Annotated in this window: 13 protein-coding genes; 7 read left to right on the forward strand and 6 right to left on the reverse strand. The window is 40.6% G+C overall.

What is annotated here, in order from left to right; genetic code table 11:
- Positions 1-24: 24 nt before the first annotated feature.
- Both argC and argF read right to left on the reverse strand, forming a co-directional pair.
- A complete protein-coding gene (gene argC, locus AC5162_RS02500; RefSeq protein ID WP_496533670.1) occupies positions 25-1,101 on the reverse strand; it encodes an N-acetyl-gamma-glutamyl-phosphate reductase in 1,077 nt (358 codons plus the stop codon).
- Between the two features lie 42 nt (positions 1,102-1,143).
- Positions 1,144-2,184, reverse strand: coding sequence for an ornithine carbamoyltransferase (gene argF / locus AC5162_RS02505; protein WP_496533671.1), 1,041 nt, complete (start codon positions 2,182-2,184; stop codon positions 1,144-1,146).
- 675 nt (positions 2,185-2,859) lie between these two features.
- Here argF and AC5162_RS02510 point away from each other — a divergent pair.
- Positions 2,860-4,233: an amino acid permease gene (locus tag AC5162_RS02510; RefSeq protein WP_496533672.1), complete on the forward strand. Its 1,374-nt coding sequence runs from the start codon at positions 2,860-2,862 to the stop codon at positions 4,231-4,233.
- A 106-nt stretch (positions 4,234-4,339) separates the two neighbouring features.
- Positions 4,340-4,870 carry an SAV1803-related protein gene (locus AC5162_RS02515; protein WP_496533673.1) on the forward strand — a complete coding sequence of 177 codons (531 nt, stop codon included), beginning with the start codon at positions 4,340-4,342 and terminating at the stop codon, positions 4,868-4,870.
- Positions 4,871-4,931: 61 nt separating this feature from the next.
- Here AC5162_RS02515 and AC5162_RS02520 read toward each other — a convergent pair whose 3' ends face one another.
- The gene (locus AC5162_RS02520) at positions 4,932-6,266 is read right to left on the reverse strand and encodes a collagen binding domain-containing protein (protein ID WP_496533674.1); all 1,335 of its coding nucleotides are present in this window, start codon (positions 6,264-6,266) and stop codon (positions 4,932-4,934) included.
- Positions 6,267-6,733: 467 nt separating this feature from the next.
- Between AC5162_RS02520 and AC5162_RS02525 the strand changes: the two genes are divergently transcribed.
- The 3 genes from AC5162_RS02525 to AC5162_RS02535 all read left to right on the forward strand — a co-directional run bounded on the left by AC5162_RS02525 (position 6,734) and on the right by AC5162_RS02535 (position 10,582).
- Positions 6,734-7,615: a PD-(D/E)XK nuclease family protein gene (locus AC5162_RS02525; protein ID WP_496533675.1), complete on the forward strand. Its 882-nt coding sequence runs from the start codon at positions 6,734-6,736 to the stop codon at positions 7,613-7,615.
- A gap of 121 nt (positions 7,616-7,736) precedes the next feature.
- Positions 7,737-9,038: a DNA (cytosine-5-)-methyltransferase gene (gene dcm, locus AC5162_RS02530; protein ID WP_496533676.1), complete on the forward strand. Its 1,302-nt coding sequence runs from the start codon at positions 7,737-7,739 to the stop codon at positions 9,036-9,038.
- Positions 9,039-9,070: 32 nt separating this feature from the next.
- Positions 9,071-10,582, forward strand: a complete 1,512-nt coding sequence (locus tag AC5162_RS02535; RefSeq protein WP_496533677.1) for a MutH/Sau3AI family endonuclease — start codon at positions 9,071-9,073, stop codon at positions 10,580-10,582.
- A 213-nt stretch (positions 10,583-10,795) separates the two neighbouring features.
- Here AC5162_RS02535 and AC5162_RS02540 read toward each other — a convergent pair whose 3' ends face one another.
- The 3 genes from AC5162_RS02540 to AC5162_RS02550 form a co-directional block, all read right to left on the reverse strand.
- Entirely contained in the window at positions 10,796-11,953 is a 1,158-nt protein-coding gene (locus AC5162_RS02540; RefSeq protein WP_496533678.1) for a DNA adenine methylase, read from the reverse strand.
- Between the two features lie 2 nt (positions 11,954-11,955).
- Positions 11,956-13,797: an AlwI family type II restriction endonuclease gene (locus tag AC5162_RS02545; protein WP_496533679.1), complete on the reverse strand. Its 1,842-nt coding sequence runs from the start codon at positions 13,795-13,797 to the stop codon at positions 11,956-11,958.
- 126 nt (positions 13,798-13,923) lie between these two features.
- Positions 13,924-14,157 (reverse strand): hypothetical protein, encoded by a 234-nt coding sequence (locus tag AC5162_RS02550; RefSeq protein WP_496533680.1) that lies wholly within the window; start codon positions 14,155-14,157, stop codon positions 13,924-13,926.
- Positions 14,158-14,517: 360 nt separating this feature from the next.
- Between AC5162_RS02550 and AC5162_RS02555 the strand changes: the two genes are divergently transcribed.
- Together AC5162_RS02555 and AC5162_RS02560 are read left to right on the forward strand one after the other, a co-directional pair.
- Complete coding sequence (locus AC5162_RS02555) at positions 14,518-14,751, forward strand: hypothetical protein (RefSeq protein ID WP_496533681.1); 234 nt, start codon at positions 14,518-14,520, stop codon at positions 14,749-14,751.
- Positions 14,741-14,902, forward strand: coding sequence for a hypothetical protein (locus AC5162_RS02560; RefSeq protein WP_496533682.1), 162 nt, complete (start codon positions 14,741-14,743; stop codon positions 14,900-14,902). The genes AC5162_RS02555 and AC5162_RS02560 overlap by 11 nt, the downstream gene beginning before the upstream one ends.
- Positions 14,903-14,936 lie beyond the last annotated feature (34 nt).

Raw genomic sequence — 14,936 nt, forward strand, 5'->3', positions numbered from 1 at the left:
AACCGCTCGTTAAAATATTAGGGATTAAAAGGCTAGTGGGTGCAGGTTTAGCCCGGCCTTTTGGTCGAAACCAAAGAGCCAGTTCATGTTTTGGACGGCTTGGCCGGCCGCTCCTTTGAGCATGTTATCAATCACGGACACAACCGTGATGTAACCAGTTGTCTGATTGTAGGACCAGCCAATTTGACAGTCGTTTGTGCCAACCACCGCCTTGATGTCTGGGAGACCGTCGGTCAAAACTTTTACGAATGGGGCTTGGTCGTAAGTTTTTTCGAAGGCGGCCTGGATTGCTTTAGTGCTAACCCCGGCTGAAACCTTGGCATAAATTGTGGCCATAATCCCGCGGTCGATTGGGACCAGGGTAGTCATAAACTGGAGGTGGTCAACGGCCGGGTTCCATTCCTGTAACTGTTGGACAATTTCTGGAATGTGCTTGTGCTGGTTAGCCTTGTAAACCTGCAGGTTTTCGTTGGCCTTTGTGAAGTGGGAAGACTGCGAGAGGGACTTGCCGGCCCCCGTTACGCCTGACTTGGCATCAACCACAATCGAGTTGGGCTCGATTAAGTCTTGCTGGACCAAGGGAGCCAGGCCCAGTAGGGTGGCAGTGGCGTAGCAACCGGGGTTGGCAATGTAGGTCAGCTGGTTGGCCCCTGCCTCTAAACTGCTGTGACCACCAACCAAGTCAGCGAGCTTGTAGTTGGCCAGGTCAATCAAGTCCTGTGCAGCCGGGTCTAAGTGGTACCACTTAGAATAGGTCGCCGGGTCCTTTAAGCGGAAGTCACCAGACAGGTCAACGACCGGAAAATCCTGGTCAAGGTAGGGCTTGGCTAACTTAGCCGTTACTCCAGCGGGCGTGGCGAAGAAAATCAAATCAGAACTTTCCATGACCGCCGCCGGGTCGTAGGGGTAGGCCAATAATTTGCCCCCCTGTGACCCGCTGTTTTCTGCCAGGTGCAAGCGCGGGTTCAGCTCTTTCAATTCGACCGGTCGGTCCAAGTCGTGTTGGTAAACATTGATTTGGTCAACTTGGGGATGGTTTTCTAATAAGTAATAGAGTTGCATGCCGGCATAGCCGGTCACGCCTGTTAGCGCAACTTGCATGGTAGGGGTCCTTTCTTTGATACTTTGCTGAATGCTTTCAAATTAAACCTTTGGAATAAACTGTTGGCCCAAGGTGGCGGCCATCATCGCCTTAATCCCGTGCTTGCGGTTTTCGGCTTCGTCAAACTGACGGGCATACTTAGAATTAAAGACTTCGTCGGTAATTTCTAAGGCGGGCAGGCCGTACTTTTCGTAGACCTCTTGGCCAACCTTGGTTTCCAAGTCGTGGAAGGCGGGCAGGCAGTGCATCACGATTAACTGGTCGTCAGTTAGGTGCCCGGTTAGTTCGAGGGCTTCTTGGTTTAACTGGTAGGGGAGCAACTGGTCAATTCGTTCTTGCCAGTTGTCCTCACCCATTGAAACCCAGACGTCAGTGGTGACAACATTGGCACCTTTTAGGCCAACTTCCAAATCGTCAGTCACTTCGACCACCGCCCCCGACTCAGCCGCATAGGCCATAGCCGTTTTCAAAACTTCTTCATCCGGTTGCAAGCCCTTCGGGCTGACGATGCTAACATTCAAACCAACCATCGCGGCCCCAACCAGTAATGAGTGGGCGACGTTGTTCCGGCCGTCGCCCAGGTAGGCCAGCTTAATCCCGTCAAAGCCACCGAAGTTTTCCTTGATGGTCATCAGGTCGGGGATGGTTTGGCTGGGGTGCCAGTCATCGGTTAACCCGTTCCAAACTGGGACACCTGAATACTCTGCCAAGTCTTCAACAGAGGACTGGGCAAAGCCCCGGAACTCAATCCCGTCATACATCGAACCCAAGACCTTGGCGGTATCCTTCAAGGATTCCTTGTGGAAGAGGTGAATGTCGTCTTTGCCAAGGAAGGTTGGGTTGGCGCCCAGTTCAAAGGCGGCGGTGGTGAAGGCTGACCGGGTCCGGGTCGATGACTTTTCAAACAGAAGGGCAATGTTCTTACCAGCCAAGACCTGCTGGTCTTGGTGGGTTTGGTGCAAGTACTTTAAGTGCAAGCCGTAGTCGACTAAGTACTTTAGCTCGGCTGGGCTCAGGTCGGTCTCTTTTAAAATTGACTTGCCATAAAATTGGTTTTGAAAAAATGTTTGCTTGCTGGTCATAATTGGTCTCCTTTTGATCGAATACATAAAAAAACGCCCCCTCACACTACAAAATATAGTGCAAGAGGACGTTTGGACGTGGTACCACCTCAGTTCCTGGCCTGCTCACGCAGGACAGCTTGGCATGCTGAAAAAGCATTTAGCGGTAACGAGCTAAGAACCGAAACCGCCTACTCAATTCGGCGGCTAACTCACGGGCACGATTTAGTTAGTTTGTTTGGCCGGTTCTCACGAATTAACATCCAGCTTTTCTGTGAAAACAAAGTTAACTAAAATTTCCGATCATCGTTTTTATGATGGTGTTGGCGAATGCCAACTGTTGTCACTCATAATAACGAGTCAAAATGAGAATGTCAATAGAAAATTAAAAATAAATTTAAATAAATCACTGATTTTAATCAAAATCTCACCAAAATATTTTCTTAAAATTTGATGATAAAATCCAGCCAAAAATACTGTTCTCAAGGCTTTTATACCCAAGGAGACCAGCTCAACCAAAGGTTCTCATATGTTACCTTTCCTCACAAAATAATCTTTTTTCTAAACTATGGGCCCTAAACTGTTCACAACGTTAAATTAAAAAGTATTAATAAAAGTTCGCCGACCATACATCAGTCGGTCTTTTCCTAGAATTAGAACAATTATTAATCGAGCACAGAAAAGAGGTACCCAATAATGACTGAACGTGTTATTGATTCATCAACCAACCTCGATGGAACGAAGCGGACGCTTTCGAACCGTCATGTCCAAATGATTGCGATTGGCGGGACGATTGGAACCGGCCTGTTCTTAGGAGCCGGGTCAACGATTTCCAAGTCAGGACCATCAATCATTATCTTGTACGCCGTCTTGGGCCTGCTCTTCTTCTTTATGATGCGGGCCATCGGCGAAATGCTCTACGCCCAACCGGACCAGCACACCTTCGTTGGCTTTATTACCAAGTATACCGGGGAAGGCTTTGGGGTCTTTGCCGGTCTAACCTACTGGCTGGCTCTAATCTTTGCCAGCATGTCAGAACTCACGGCGATTGCCACCTACGTCAAATACTGGTTCCCGGACTGGAACATGGCCGTAATTGAAATTGTCTTCCTGGTTGCTTTGGCCTCCTTAAATATTTTGGCGGCGCGGGCCTTTGGTGAGACCGAGTTTTGGTTTGCCATGATTAAAATCATCGCCATTTCCGCCTTGATTATTACCGGGGTCATCTTGGTTTTGACCGGCTTTAAGTCCCCGGATGGGGCGACGGCCTCATTTGGCAATGTCTTTGACCACTTCTCGCTCTTTCCCAATGGCCTAAACAACTTTGTTTCGGCTATTCCAATGGTCTTCTTCGCCATGGCCGGGATGGAATTTGTCGGGATCACGATTGGTGAAACCAAGAACCCCCGCAACGTCTTGAAAAAGGCGATCAACCAAACCGTTTACCGGGTCTTGCTCTTTTATATTGGCGCCTTGTTTGTCATCATGTCGATCACGCCTTGGACCAAGATCACCCCGGAAAACAGTCCCTTTGTGGAAGTCTTCAAGCTGGTCGGCTTTCCGGCCGCCGCCGCCGTGATTAACTTCGTGGTTTTGACCTCGGCCGCTTCGGCCCTGAACAGTGTTCTCTTCTCTGCCGGCCGGCACCTCTTCCAGCTGTCCCAGGAACTCAACTTCAAGCCCCTTAACAGGGTGTCGACAACCGGTATTCCAGCCCGGTCTGTTCTAACTTCAGCCACACTCTTGCTTTTTGCGCCTGTGATTGCCGTTGTGCCGTCTATCTCCAATGCCTTCCAGTTTGTCACTTCCGGGGCCACCGACCTGTACCTGGTCGTTTACATCATGACCCTGGTGGCCCACCGCCAGTACCGTCAGTCACTGGACTTCATCAATGACGGCTTCAAGATGCCTGGTTATCGGTTCACCAGCCCGCTGACAATCACGGTCTTTGTCTTGGTCTTCTTCTCCTTGTTCGCCAACTCCGCCGATGTGATTCCTGCTGCTGGTGCCATCGCCTGGGTCATTATTTTCGGCACCTTCTGCTACTTCAAGTTCCGTAAAAATGCCTAATCTGCTTGCAAATACAAAAGCCGAAAGCTTCGCTTTCGGCTTTTCTCGTTCTTACGATACAATAGGGGGTAACAGCACCAATTTCAAATGAAAGGCAGTCCCATCCATGGCTAAATCAACCCTTAAAAAATACCTCAAAATGCTCGACCAATCCTATGACGCCGTCGTCGCCGACTGCCTACTTCAAAACGGTTCCGGCCAGGCCAATTTCTATCCCGAATCCGACTACCAAAACTTCCTGGCCGGTAAAACCGATACGCTAATACCCGACCCAGCCGTCTCCAAAAAGACCCAAGGTCTTTACTGCCACCACATCGACGCTAAGGTCCATGACGGCCTCTACCAAGCTACCGCCATCCGTGCCAACCAGTATTCCTACAATTACCAAACCAAAAATCGTCTGGTTTACTGCAACCTAATTGAACACCTCATCCTCCACGCCCTAATCGTCATCGAAAGCAATGGCCAACACGGCCAAGCCGACCTAAAAGATCTGCTCCAAATCGTTGATAAGTGGTACGTCCAAGGCAACTTACCCACAACTGATGAAGACCTAGCTTGTTATCATGCTGGATTCTTGGAGAGGGAAGAGGCGGGGAAGGTTGGGATATATGTGAAAAGTAAAATCGGTGAATAAAAAGGAGGTCTTAGTTTTGAACTAAGACCTCCTTTTTGGGTTGAAAAATGTTTTTGATTGCTTAGTGGCGCTTGTTTGACTTTTTGTTAGTCAAGATCAGAGCGAAGCTGGCAACCAAGGCCAGACCAACTAATGCACCAATGTTTTCCTTAACCTGCTTGCCAGTGTGAGGCAAGGCAGACGTTTGGTTGGTTGATTGGTCAGTAGCAGTGTTAATTGCTGGTGTCGTCTGGTTAGACGTTGCAGCAGGTGTATTATCACTTACTTTGTTATTGTTGTTCGTTGGTGTGTTCGAACTATTGTTGGGGTTATCGTTTGATGAGCTAGGTGTGTTCGAACTGTTATTGTTGGAACTGTTGTTACCGGAATTATTATTGTTGCTTGGTGTGTTATTGTTTGATGAACCACCATTACCGTTAGCAGACCCTGACCCACTGATGGTTGGACTTGGGACAGTCACGTCTTGTTCTGTTAAATTATCACCGGTAAGCTTAGCTGTATTAGTGTAGTTGGTTGAAGCACGATTATCAGTAATTTTGGTTTCATAGTCGACCATGTAAGTCGAATCGATGTCACCGAAGTTGATTTGGAAATCCGATGGTGAGTTGATTGCGATTTTGGATGAGTCCAAAGCTTGTCCAACATTAAAATTATCGCTTGAATCGGTGTAAGTTGCTTGGTAAACACTGAAGGAATTGTTGACGAGTTCTTGGTTAGCTCCGACTACATCTTTTAATACTGCATTATTGATTGAGGCTTTGTTGTAATTTACTCGAATACGCCAGTGAATAATCGATGGATTGGCAGTATCATACCAAGCCCATTTGTATAATTTCTCGGTTGAATCAATGGACTGACCCTTAATATACACAGAAGTATCGGTTTGACCAGTCAAATTCCAGTTCACTACGTTGGTAGCATCAGTTTTGATAACGGTCATGTTCCAGCCCAGTTTAAGGTCTAAGGTACCTACGAGACTATGGTTAGCCACAGCTGAAGCAGCTGTATCGTTAAAGGTCACAACCATTTTTTGACTAGCCGCATCAACATGAGCAGTTCCAATGGTATCACCAGCATTATCCGTTACGTTGAAGGTTAAATCCGAAGGGATTTTGAGCTGGCTAGGGACCGTTACGGTCATCGTATCGCCAGAATTTAAATCGCTATTTTGTGGGATTGTAAAATTCCAGTGGGCAGTTAAGTCGTCGTACTGACCATATTGGGTTGCGGAAGGGTTTGTTGTATCAGTGAGACTAGCGCCAGTAATGTATTGGCTATTAGTATCGTTTGCTGATACGTTTTTTGCAGAAAAGAGCATAAATGCTGCTATAAAAAATGCTAACAATGCAATTAAAATTTGAATGTTACGATGCTGAAGATTTTTATTTTGAATCATTTTTCTCTCCTTATATCTTTTATTATTAGCATAGAAGTATATTTGTCTATTCGGTAATGTTATATAATATTTTCGTCATCACATTAATCCACAAAGCAACTGTTTGCAATATAAATAAACAAAAAGAAACAAATATACCAATAATCATATTATATTCATGCGGAAATAATTTCAATAGTGTATCTTTTATAAATACATATAAATAACTAGATGTCGGATGAGCTTTTTTAAACACATGTTAAAATTACAATTGTTGCTAATAAAAATATATGTTCTTAGGAGAAGGATTGTAGATAAAGGAAAATATGAATGAAATTATCAGAAGAGATTGTCAATTTATTGGGTAACTATTATTATTTTTTTAAATAATGGTGTTGATATAACAAGTATCTATTTAATTTAGTATTAACATCTTTAAATCATTACTTTGAAAAAATAAAAATATTTGAGATTTATAGGAGATTTTTATGTACATCGAAACAAATCCATATCGTATTGCCAACATTGCTGGCTTAGAAAATCCGATGTCAGACGCTTTAGCAGAACTAATGCGAACTGACCCAAAGTTTATCATGTCTATTACTGGTTGTAGCGAACCTGACCACATTGAAGTCTTTAGAGAAACTAAAGACAATGAAAACGGTCGTCTTGATTTTGCTTTGGTAACAAAAACGACTGTCCTTGTGGTGGAAAATAAAATTAAACACCAAGCCGGTTTCAACAACCTCACTTTGTACCGAAAGCGTGCTTTAGAATTACACCATGAAGTGTACGGGGACAAAATCACACCAATGGTTACAACAGTCTATATTACTCGATACGGTATTGAAAACCTTAACGAGTTGCCCGAAATGGCACAAGCTGATCAATATCTTTCATATGAAGACATGTTCCAAATGTCAACCGATAACCAGTCGGCCAATTATAAGTGGCTTAAGGACGCCTTTAGTGATGACGGCGAATTGAAAAGAGTGGCTGCTGGTGCCCTTGATTGGCACCGAAAAGTCAGTACGTTTGCACACCCCACTGTCAAGACAGAAAAAGAATATACAGACACTCTGAAAGCTCTTCTCGAGCTTTTATTCCCGTTTAGGGGTAGTAAGACTCAAATAAAATCAAAGACTACTCTGACGACTTATACACCAAATAAAAAACAGGAATTGCTGTATGACGAAACCATGTGGAACTTACAGCCGTTAACAATTACCGCTAAAGTTCTAGACAACGAAAACGGGATAACTACTCAAGAAACGATTTTGACTATACAAGACATTGTTGATAACCCTACAAAAGCTCGAAAGACAGTCCAAGAATTGTTTGATAACCATAAATCACTTACAGGGGATTAGAGTACAAAATTTTGTCAGATATTGTGGTAAATGACAAGAAATATACTTCCTTGATCTTTCACCCTAAAAAAGATATAATATTAAAAGTTATTCATTCCTATGAAAGGAACTTTTGTCAATCATGAAAAAACGGGTTGCAGAAATGTTTGCCGGTGTTGGTGGTTTTCGAGTGGGGCTTGACCAGTTAGATTCTGGTTGGGATACTGTTTGGGCAAACCAATGGGAACCGGGAAAAAAGGTTCAACATGCCTTTGATGCCTATGTGGCACACTTTGGTGAAAGTGAAAATCACACAAATATTGATATTAATACCGTTGATAAGACAAAGGTTCCCGATATCGAACTGTTGGTTGGAGGATTTCCTTGTCAGGATTATTCGGTGGCAACAACGGGCGCTAAGGGTATCCAAGGTAAGAAGGGTGTTCTTTGGTGGGATATCCGAGATATGATTGAAGCTAAGTTCCCACCGTTCATCTTTTTAGAGAATGTTGATCGGCTACTTTCATCACCTGGTCGTAACTTACGCGGCCGCGACTTTGGGATGATTTTGTATACTTTGCAGCAATTAGGGTATGGTGTTCAATGGCGGGTAATTAATGCTGCTGAATACGGCTTTCCTCAGCGCCGCCGTCGTGTCTTTATTTTTGCTTATCGAAACGATACAAACTTTTATCAGCAAGTCGGCAATGCAACACTCAAAGATGCCGTTTTGACCAATAACCCTTATAATAAAGAAATGCCTATCAAGAAAGAATTGAGCGAAGAACACGAGGGTTCTTTAGAAGGCTTTAAGGATATTGTTGATTTTTCAAACAAGTTTTCATTTAAGTTTGAAAATACCGGTGTCATGCATAATAATCAAATCTTTACCGGCAAGTACCAGTCAGACTATCATGGTCCACACACAACGTTAGGTGATATCATGGTTGACCATGCCGATGATGAGACATTGTATCTTGACCAAAAAGAAGGTCAGTTGGAAAAGTTTGAGTATATGAAGGGACCAAAAAGGATTCCCCGTACGAGTGCGAGTGGCCATGAGTATGTGTATTCTGAAGGTGGGATGGCATTTCCTGATAAGGCGGAAATGCCAGGACGGACTATGTTGACTTCTGAACGGAGCGTCAACCGTTCAACTCATGTTGTTCGTGATAAAGAAAATGGCCGTCTCCGAATGATTACCCCATTAGAAGCAGAGCGCTTAAATATGTTCCCGGATAATTGGACTGATACTGGAATGCCAAATCGTTTCCGTTACTTTACGATGGGAAATGCTTTGGTAGTTGGCGTTATTAAAGCTATTGGTTCTGGAATTGATGATATCATTGCTAACGAAGGCGATTTGGCAGATGCTAAAGACTTTAAAGCACCAGGGCGAGTTGACTATGTACACCATACTGAACAAACTGATTTAGATATTTAAGTTAAGAAGGACAAGAAATTGTCCTTTTTCTTTTGGGTAAAGATAAAAGACATTTAGTAGGTTATAATGCCAATAATAACACTTTAGAGGTTGTATTTATGGAACACGAATATACTAAGTATCAAATCAAGGAGCGGTTCGAGAGCGCTGTCGGTAAAACTCTTGGACAAATTGATACTGCTGGTGACTTTGAAAGAACAAAAGAAAATCCCAAAATTACAGGAATTGCTGGGGATGTTGTCGAGCATTCAATTTTGGGTTATGAATCTGATGTAAAGCAAGAAGCTGATATCAAAATTGATGGTAAAAGCATCGAAGTCAAGACCACTGGGGTTAGAGGAAAATTTGAAGACCCAAAAACTTATGTGGCGAAGGAACGAATTACTATTACTAATGTTTCGCCTCAACATATTGTTAAAGAAACTTTCGAAACTAGTTCACTCTGGGATAAGTTAGAAAATACATTATTAGCTTATTATCTTTATGATAATTCAAAGCCAGTTAAAGCAGCAGAATATGCTGATTTTCCATTTTTGGGTTATCAATTACATGATTTTCCTGAAGCCGATAAAAAAATTATCATGAAGGATTGGCAGATTGTTCGAGACTTTTGTGCCGCACAAGAAGTAATTGATAAGAAGGACCCTGAACAGGGAAAGGCTTATTCAGCTGCTAAAAAGGATATGATGTACCTGGAAACCGCACCGGGTTGGAAAAACGGCCCACGGTTTGCTCTGCGTAAATCTTACGTCAATACAATTATTCAGGAACATTTTGGTGAAACATCTGCTAGTTTTGGTGAAGCTGTTGAGTCTTATTCAGATTTGGATAATTTTATTGCCAAACAGTCCAAACAATATAAGGACAGGACAGTTGCTGACATTCAACAACAATTAGATATCAACCAGTCAACAAAGTCCATTGCTCATTCATTGATTACTAAGATTTTAAATCCAGAAGTGGACTCTACTAAGGGTGAAGAACAATTTGATTTGATAAAAAAATCAGGTTTAGTTGTAAAAGCCTTTGTCGTTAAGCAAGGTGGTAAGAAAAAGGAAAATTGTAAATTTCAGTCAATCGATTTCACTGAGTTTGACAGTAAAATTATTGATGTTCATGAAACTGAAGTTTATGATTACTTTGCTAATACTCAGTTTTTGTATGCCATCTTTGAAGAGGGTGGCAAAAAGGGACAGCTTGATGATGTCTTTAAGGGATTCAAACGGTTTACTTTTTCAGATGAATATCTTGAAGAATATTTGACGCCGGTTCTTGAACGAATTAATCATTTGCTAGTTGATAAAACGCTCAGGGCTGAACCACACGTGAAGCCGAATGGCACAACAGTGATAAATAAAAACGGAAAAATTCGGATGAAGAATAACTTTCCAAAATCCACAGAAGGTAACTTCTTCTTAAACGGAACCAGCTCTGATTCTTCCAATAAGCCATTACATCTTAACGGGTTTGATTTTTATTATCAGCAGATGTGGTTAAGAGGGGATGAAATGATTAGGTTGTTAGCAAATAGAAAGTACTTATGAAAACGTCAAAAGCTATTGAAAGAGGCTTGATTGAGAATTTCTTTGTCAATTTAAAATGGAAATTTTTTTGCTCTTAATAGAATTTATGTTCAATTGTTGAATGTAATTGAGCCATCACAAATATCTTTACTATTACAATATAAAAAAATCAGGAGCAAATAAAAAGGACTGATGCCGATTAAATATTCGACGTTAGTCCTAAAAGGCAACTGATTATATTTTATAATTGGTGATGATAAGATGTTCTGCTACTTTGTCGTTTCTATTTTTAAAAGATACTTGATACTTTTTATCAAACGCGGAAATATAGATTTGCCTATCATTTGCGGTTTTTGTTCCAGCTATATAAAGAGAAGAAATCAAAGGTGTATTCTTAATAACGAGCATCCAATTTGCTTTGGTTTGGCCAACTAAATAATTGGCTAATCTTTTTTGGTCAGATTCAATAAATGCATTATTCGAATATGTTGAAAATTTACTATCGTAAGGAGGGTCAAGAAAAATAAAATCATTTTCTTTTGGTGTGTATTGATTAACGAAATTGTAAAAGTCGTCATTCCCTATTACAGTTTTAGTAAGCCTTTCAATTACTTTGGGATTTTTAAACTGGTCGCGTTTTGATTGCAAATATTTGGTGTTGTAACTTCTGCCGCCGTATGGAACATTGAAATGGCCCATTTTGTTATAACGGAACATTGAAGAATACGAATAGCTTCTTATATTTAAATAAAGAGCTGCTCTTTCACCAGCTTGAAGCTTTCTAGAAGTAAAACCATTAAACAAATCTCTAATATTCAAATAAAAGCTTGATTTGAGCCCAGTTTCTAAAAGAGATAAAACATCATTAGCAATAAAATTAGAATCATTTTTGTATACTTTTTTTAAGTGATTTAATTTACGAAGAAAATCGTCAAGAACAATTTCAGGAAAAGAACGCTTTGAATTAATATCCGTCAAGTTGATATTGGAAAAAAACTTCTTTTCTTTGTCCAAAAAAGAGCGAACTAATCTGACAGCGGAAACATCATCTGTTTTAATAAATGATTCACTCAAATTCAACAGTTCGTTTCGATTGCTTTTAGAATAAGCTCCCAAAGTTTCCCAAACTGTATCCATATCATCAATCATTTTGAAAAAACTTTCATCTTGATTTTTAATCGATGTATACAAAAGAATTAAATCATTCGCTTTATCGTTAATAAAGTATGAATTATTAATTTCTGGAATTGCCCAATAAACAGCCCCGCCTCCAACAAAAGGTTCATAATAATTATCAATGGCTGTAGGCAAGGCTGGGAGTATAAATGGTAATTCTTTTGCTTTGCCACCGGGATATTTTAAAAGGGGAGTTAGCTTTTTTATTTTTTGCATTTTTATGCACCAACTTTGATTAAGTCTTTCCAAGAATTAATTATACCATCTATGTTTTTTTGCCAGAGATCAAAGTTTTGCACTTCTTTCGTGTTGTTAGATATTTTTTTTAGAAGCATATAGATTTCATTTATTTCTATATTTTCTTGATAAGCGAATCGCATAATATCAGAAAAACTTTCGATTGTTAATGGAACAACCGGAACTGGAGTTCCAATCCAGGACTCCCTATTAAGTAAATAGAACTGCCACATAGTTCGAATATTTATTTTTGTCGATATAAATAAACCAAGAATAGATAATTGTGCATTTTTTTCAATACGTCGATATACATGTTCAATTACCGAAGAAGCCTCATGCTCCCATTGTTGAACACCAGTCATTAGTGAAACTTCGGGTAAAATCATTTTATCTTGAAAGTGAACTTCCATATCAGGAGTATTACCAATACCTGGTGCGAATGATTTTGGTGTTAAATCAGGATTCATTTTAAAATTATGAATCACCTTTTTGTTATTTCCTGCTAAAGCAACAAATGATCGCCAAGTATTTACTTCTAACCATAAGGCAGCCATATCATTCGAATCAGTATCCTTTTTTTTGCCTGTAATGATATCAAAGCGCTCCAGTATGTCATCACGAGATTTCTGTTCTCGGGCATTTAATTGAACGTATCTTTCTTCGTTATGAAGAAGTACTTTTTGGTCGAGTTCAGTCTCTATATTCTTCAAATTACTAATTGAGGTCTGAGGAATTAAAGAAGTCAAGTCATTGATTCGTTGCTTAGTTAAGGATGAATCAGGTACATTTTCGAAAAGTGTTCTTGCTTTTTGAAGTTTATCCAAAAGCAGCTCACGCCTTTCGTCAATATTCTCCCAGGGTAAGTGAATATTATCTATTGCACCGAACCATTCAGTGACATACCGAGAACCTGTCTGGACTTTTTTTCCATTTTTGGATTGAAGCGGCGGCTTTATAAAAGTAAATTTTTGGATTAACAACTCAAATTTTTTCTGGTTAAGTTCAGTAACCCGTATTTTTTTTGCAGTTCCTCTACCATGTGTATAAAACATATCCGTAAAAACTAGAGCACGAGAAAACGCGTCGGTACTAGCTTCCCAAATAGATTCGACTTGCGTTTGAGTTAATTCATTTTTAAAGTGTTTCTCCCAGACATTTCTAAACAATTTTTCAACTTGTTTTTTGCTGTTTTTATTTGTGATTTCTGTTTTATCATTATAACGATTACGAAATTCGTTAATAGCAGCGAGTCCGGTCTCTTCATCGGAAGTATTTAGCACGCCAAATACGAATCCCATTTCGTTTCTTGAAATCCAACCATTTTCAAAAATCGCCCTAAGAATTAATTTCATAGGGAAAACACCGCTATGATTTCCAACTACAACGTACATTTTTAAAAGTTGTTTCAGAAAATCTTCACTATTGAAATTTCCTTCAACCACACTGTTTCCAACAGGAGTTAATTTTCCATGGTCATCTAAAAAGCCAAATTGTTGCGCAGTAGTGAGTGCTTGCCGAACGGATGATTCTTTTTCAGCCTTATCACCAGTTGCTTGAATTCCATTTCGAAATTCATCTTTGGAAACTTCAAGAATTTTAAGCATTTGAGGATGCATTGTATCTTCGTTATCTAAAACGTAATCATACAATAAATCTCTTCTAGTTGGATGTAAAGTTGTGGTATTACTGTATGCAAGGTTTCGATTTGCTGCCGTTTTATCTAAATCCAAATTTTCGTATTTCTTAAAATATGGCAACCATCTCAATAATACAATGATGGATCGAGGCGCAGTGCGCCAAGTATAAAAATATATTTTTTTCATAAAAACTCCTCACCTTTTCACCCTATTATATTATACAAAAGCATTCACCTATGTTCCAAAAGGAATAGTGCTTTTGACATAAAAAAAGGACCCAAAATATTTTTGGATGCCTTCTATTATTTTAAACTATTCTTTCATTATGTGGTCTTCTACCAATTTTATAATCAGTTTAGACCTTGTCATACCAGCTTTCTTCGCCATTGCTAGCAGTGATTGGCTCGTGGATTCTGGTAGCGATAAATTAAGATGAACTGTTTTATCTTCGATAGTGTCGTCCTTGCGGAATGCGACCATCATTTCTGCATAGCCTTGCAGTAGTTCATCGTGTGAAGGGAAAAGTGACTCGTTTGATTGTGCCAATATGAACCTCCTATTCGTTTTTACCGGACATATATAATAGCATGAAATCGGTATTATGTCAAGTAGTTATGGCTGATGAGCGTTTAGGCGTATGAATGAAATATTTATTGTCTATATGTATCATAAATACGACTTATGCCAATTTCACGCCTTTTTGACGGTTTTTGTTGCTAAAATTTGGGAAATATTATAGCTTGAATTTGGAAGCAGAAACACTGCGATTCAAAGCCTAACGACTTATATCGGTCAGAAAAAATTATTGAATAAAGCAGGCTTCTGTGAGGAATTTTTTAATTCCGAGAACGTATTATTTACTAGCGAAGAATTACTTCTTCGACTACCAATTAAAGGAGGTCTTATATGACCAATTCAGAGTTTCTCAAGCAGTACCTGCCAATTATTATTCCGGTCATTGTGACGGTGATAGCAGTGGTAGCCGCTGGGTTTCGTTCTCGTGCGAAGCAGAAGGCGAGGCAGAGGCAAACAGGTCATGACATTGACCGGCAAGAACAGATTGGCAACATCACCATCAACCAGGCAAACACAGAAGGGTCAAAACGTCGGCATGATGGTGCAGACGGGGATGATGATTAACTTGGTTAATTATTATTACCCAGTTGAGGCTGAGGTGGTTGAGCAGGTTCAGACTGAATTAAGGGAGCTTCGAGAGGAGCTCTGCCAGTTGCGGACTGAAAAGGTGCAAGAAGCCAAGAAAACGACCAAGCAACCAGCTGCTAACAAGTAGCTGATTTAAAAGCCCCCGATAACTTCGGTTATTG

The organism is Fructobacillus sp. ChS1-6f1-1-27 (genome assembly GCF_059579415.1).

Bases quoted from the DNA above. Each gene is read 5' to 3' on its own strand.
- argC (WP_496533670.1), bottom strand. From the start codon at position 1,101: ATGCAAGTTGCGCTAACAGGCGTGACCGGCTATGCCGGCATGCAACTC.
- argF (WP_496533671.1), bottom strand. From the start codon at position 2,184: ATGACCAGCAAGCAAACATTTTTTCAAAACCAATTTTATGGCAAGTCA.
- AC5162_RS02510 (WP_496533672.1), top strand. From the start codon at position 2,860: ATGACTGAACGTGTTATTGATTCATCAACCAACCTCGATGGAACGAAG.
- AC5162_RS02515 (WP_496533673.1), top strand. From the start codon at position 4,340: ATGGCTAAATCAACCCTTAAAAAATACCTCAAAATGCTCGACCAATCC.
- AC5162_RS02520 (WP_496533674.1), bottom strand. From the start codon at position 6,266: ATGATTCAAAATAAAAATCTTCAGCATCGTAACATTCAAATTTTAATT.
- AC5162_RS02525 (WP_496533675.1), top strand. From the start codon at position 6,734: ATGTACATCGAAACAAATCCATATCGTATTGCCAACATTGCTGGCTTA.
- dcm (WP_496533676.1), top strand. From the start codon at position 7,737: ATGAAAAAACGGGTTGCAGAAATGTTTGCCGGTGTTGGTGGTTTTCGA.
- AC5162_RS02540 (WP_496533678.1), bottom strand. From the start codon at position 11,953: ATGCAAAAAATAAAAAAGCTAACTCCCCTTTTAAAATATCCCGGTGGC.
- AC5162_RS02545 (WP_496533679.1), bottom strand. From the start codon at position 13,797: ATGAAAAAAATATATTTTTATACTTGGCGCACTGCGCCTCGATCCATC.
- AC5162_RS02555 (WP_496533681.1), top strand. From the start codon at position 14,518: ATGACCAATTCAGAGTTTCTCAAGCAGTACCTGCCAATTATTATTCCG.
- AC5162_RS02560 (WP_496533682.1), top strand. From the start codon at position 14,741: ATGATGATTAACTTGGTTAATTATTATTACCCAGTTGAGGCTGAGGTG.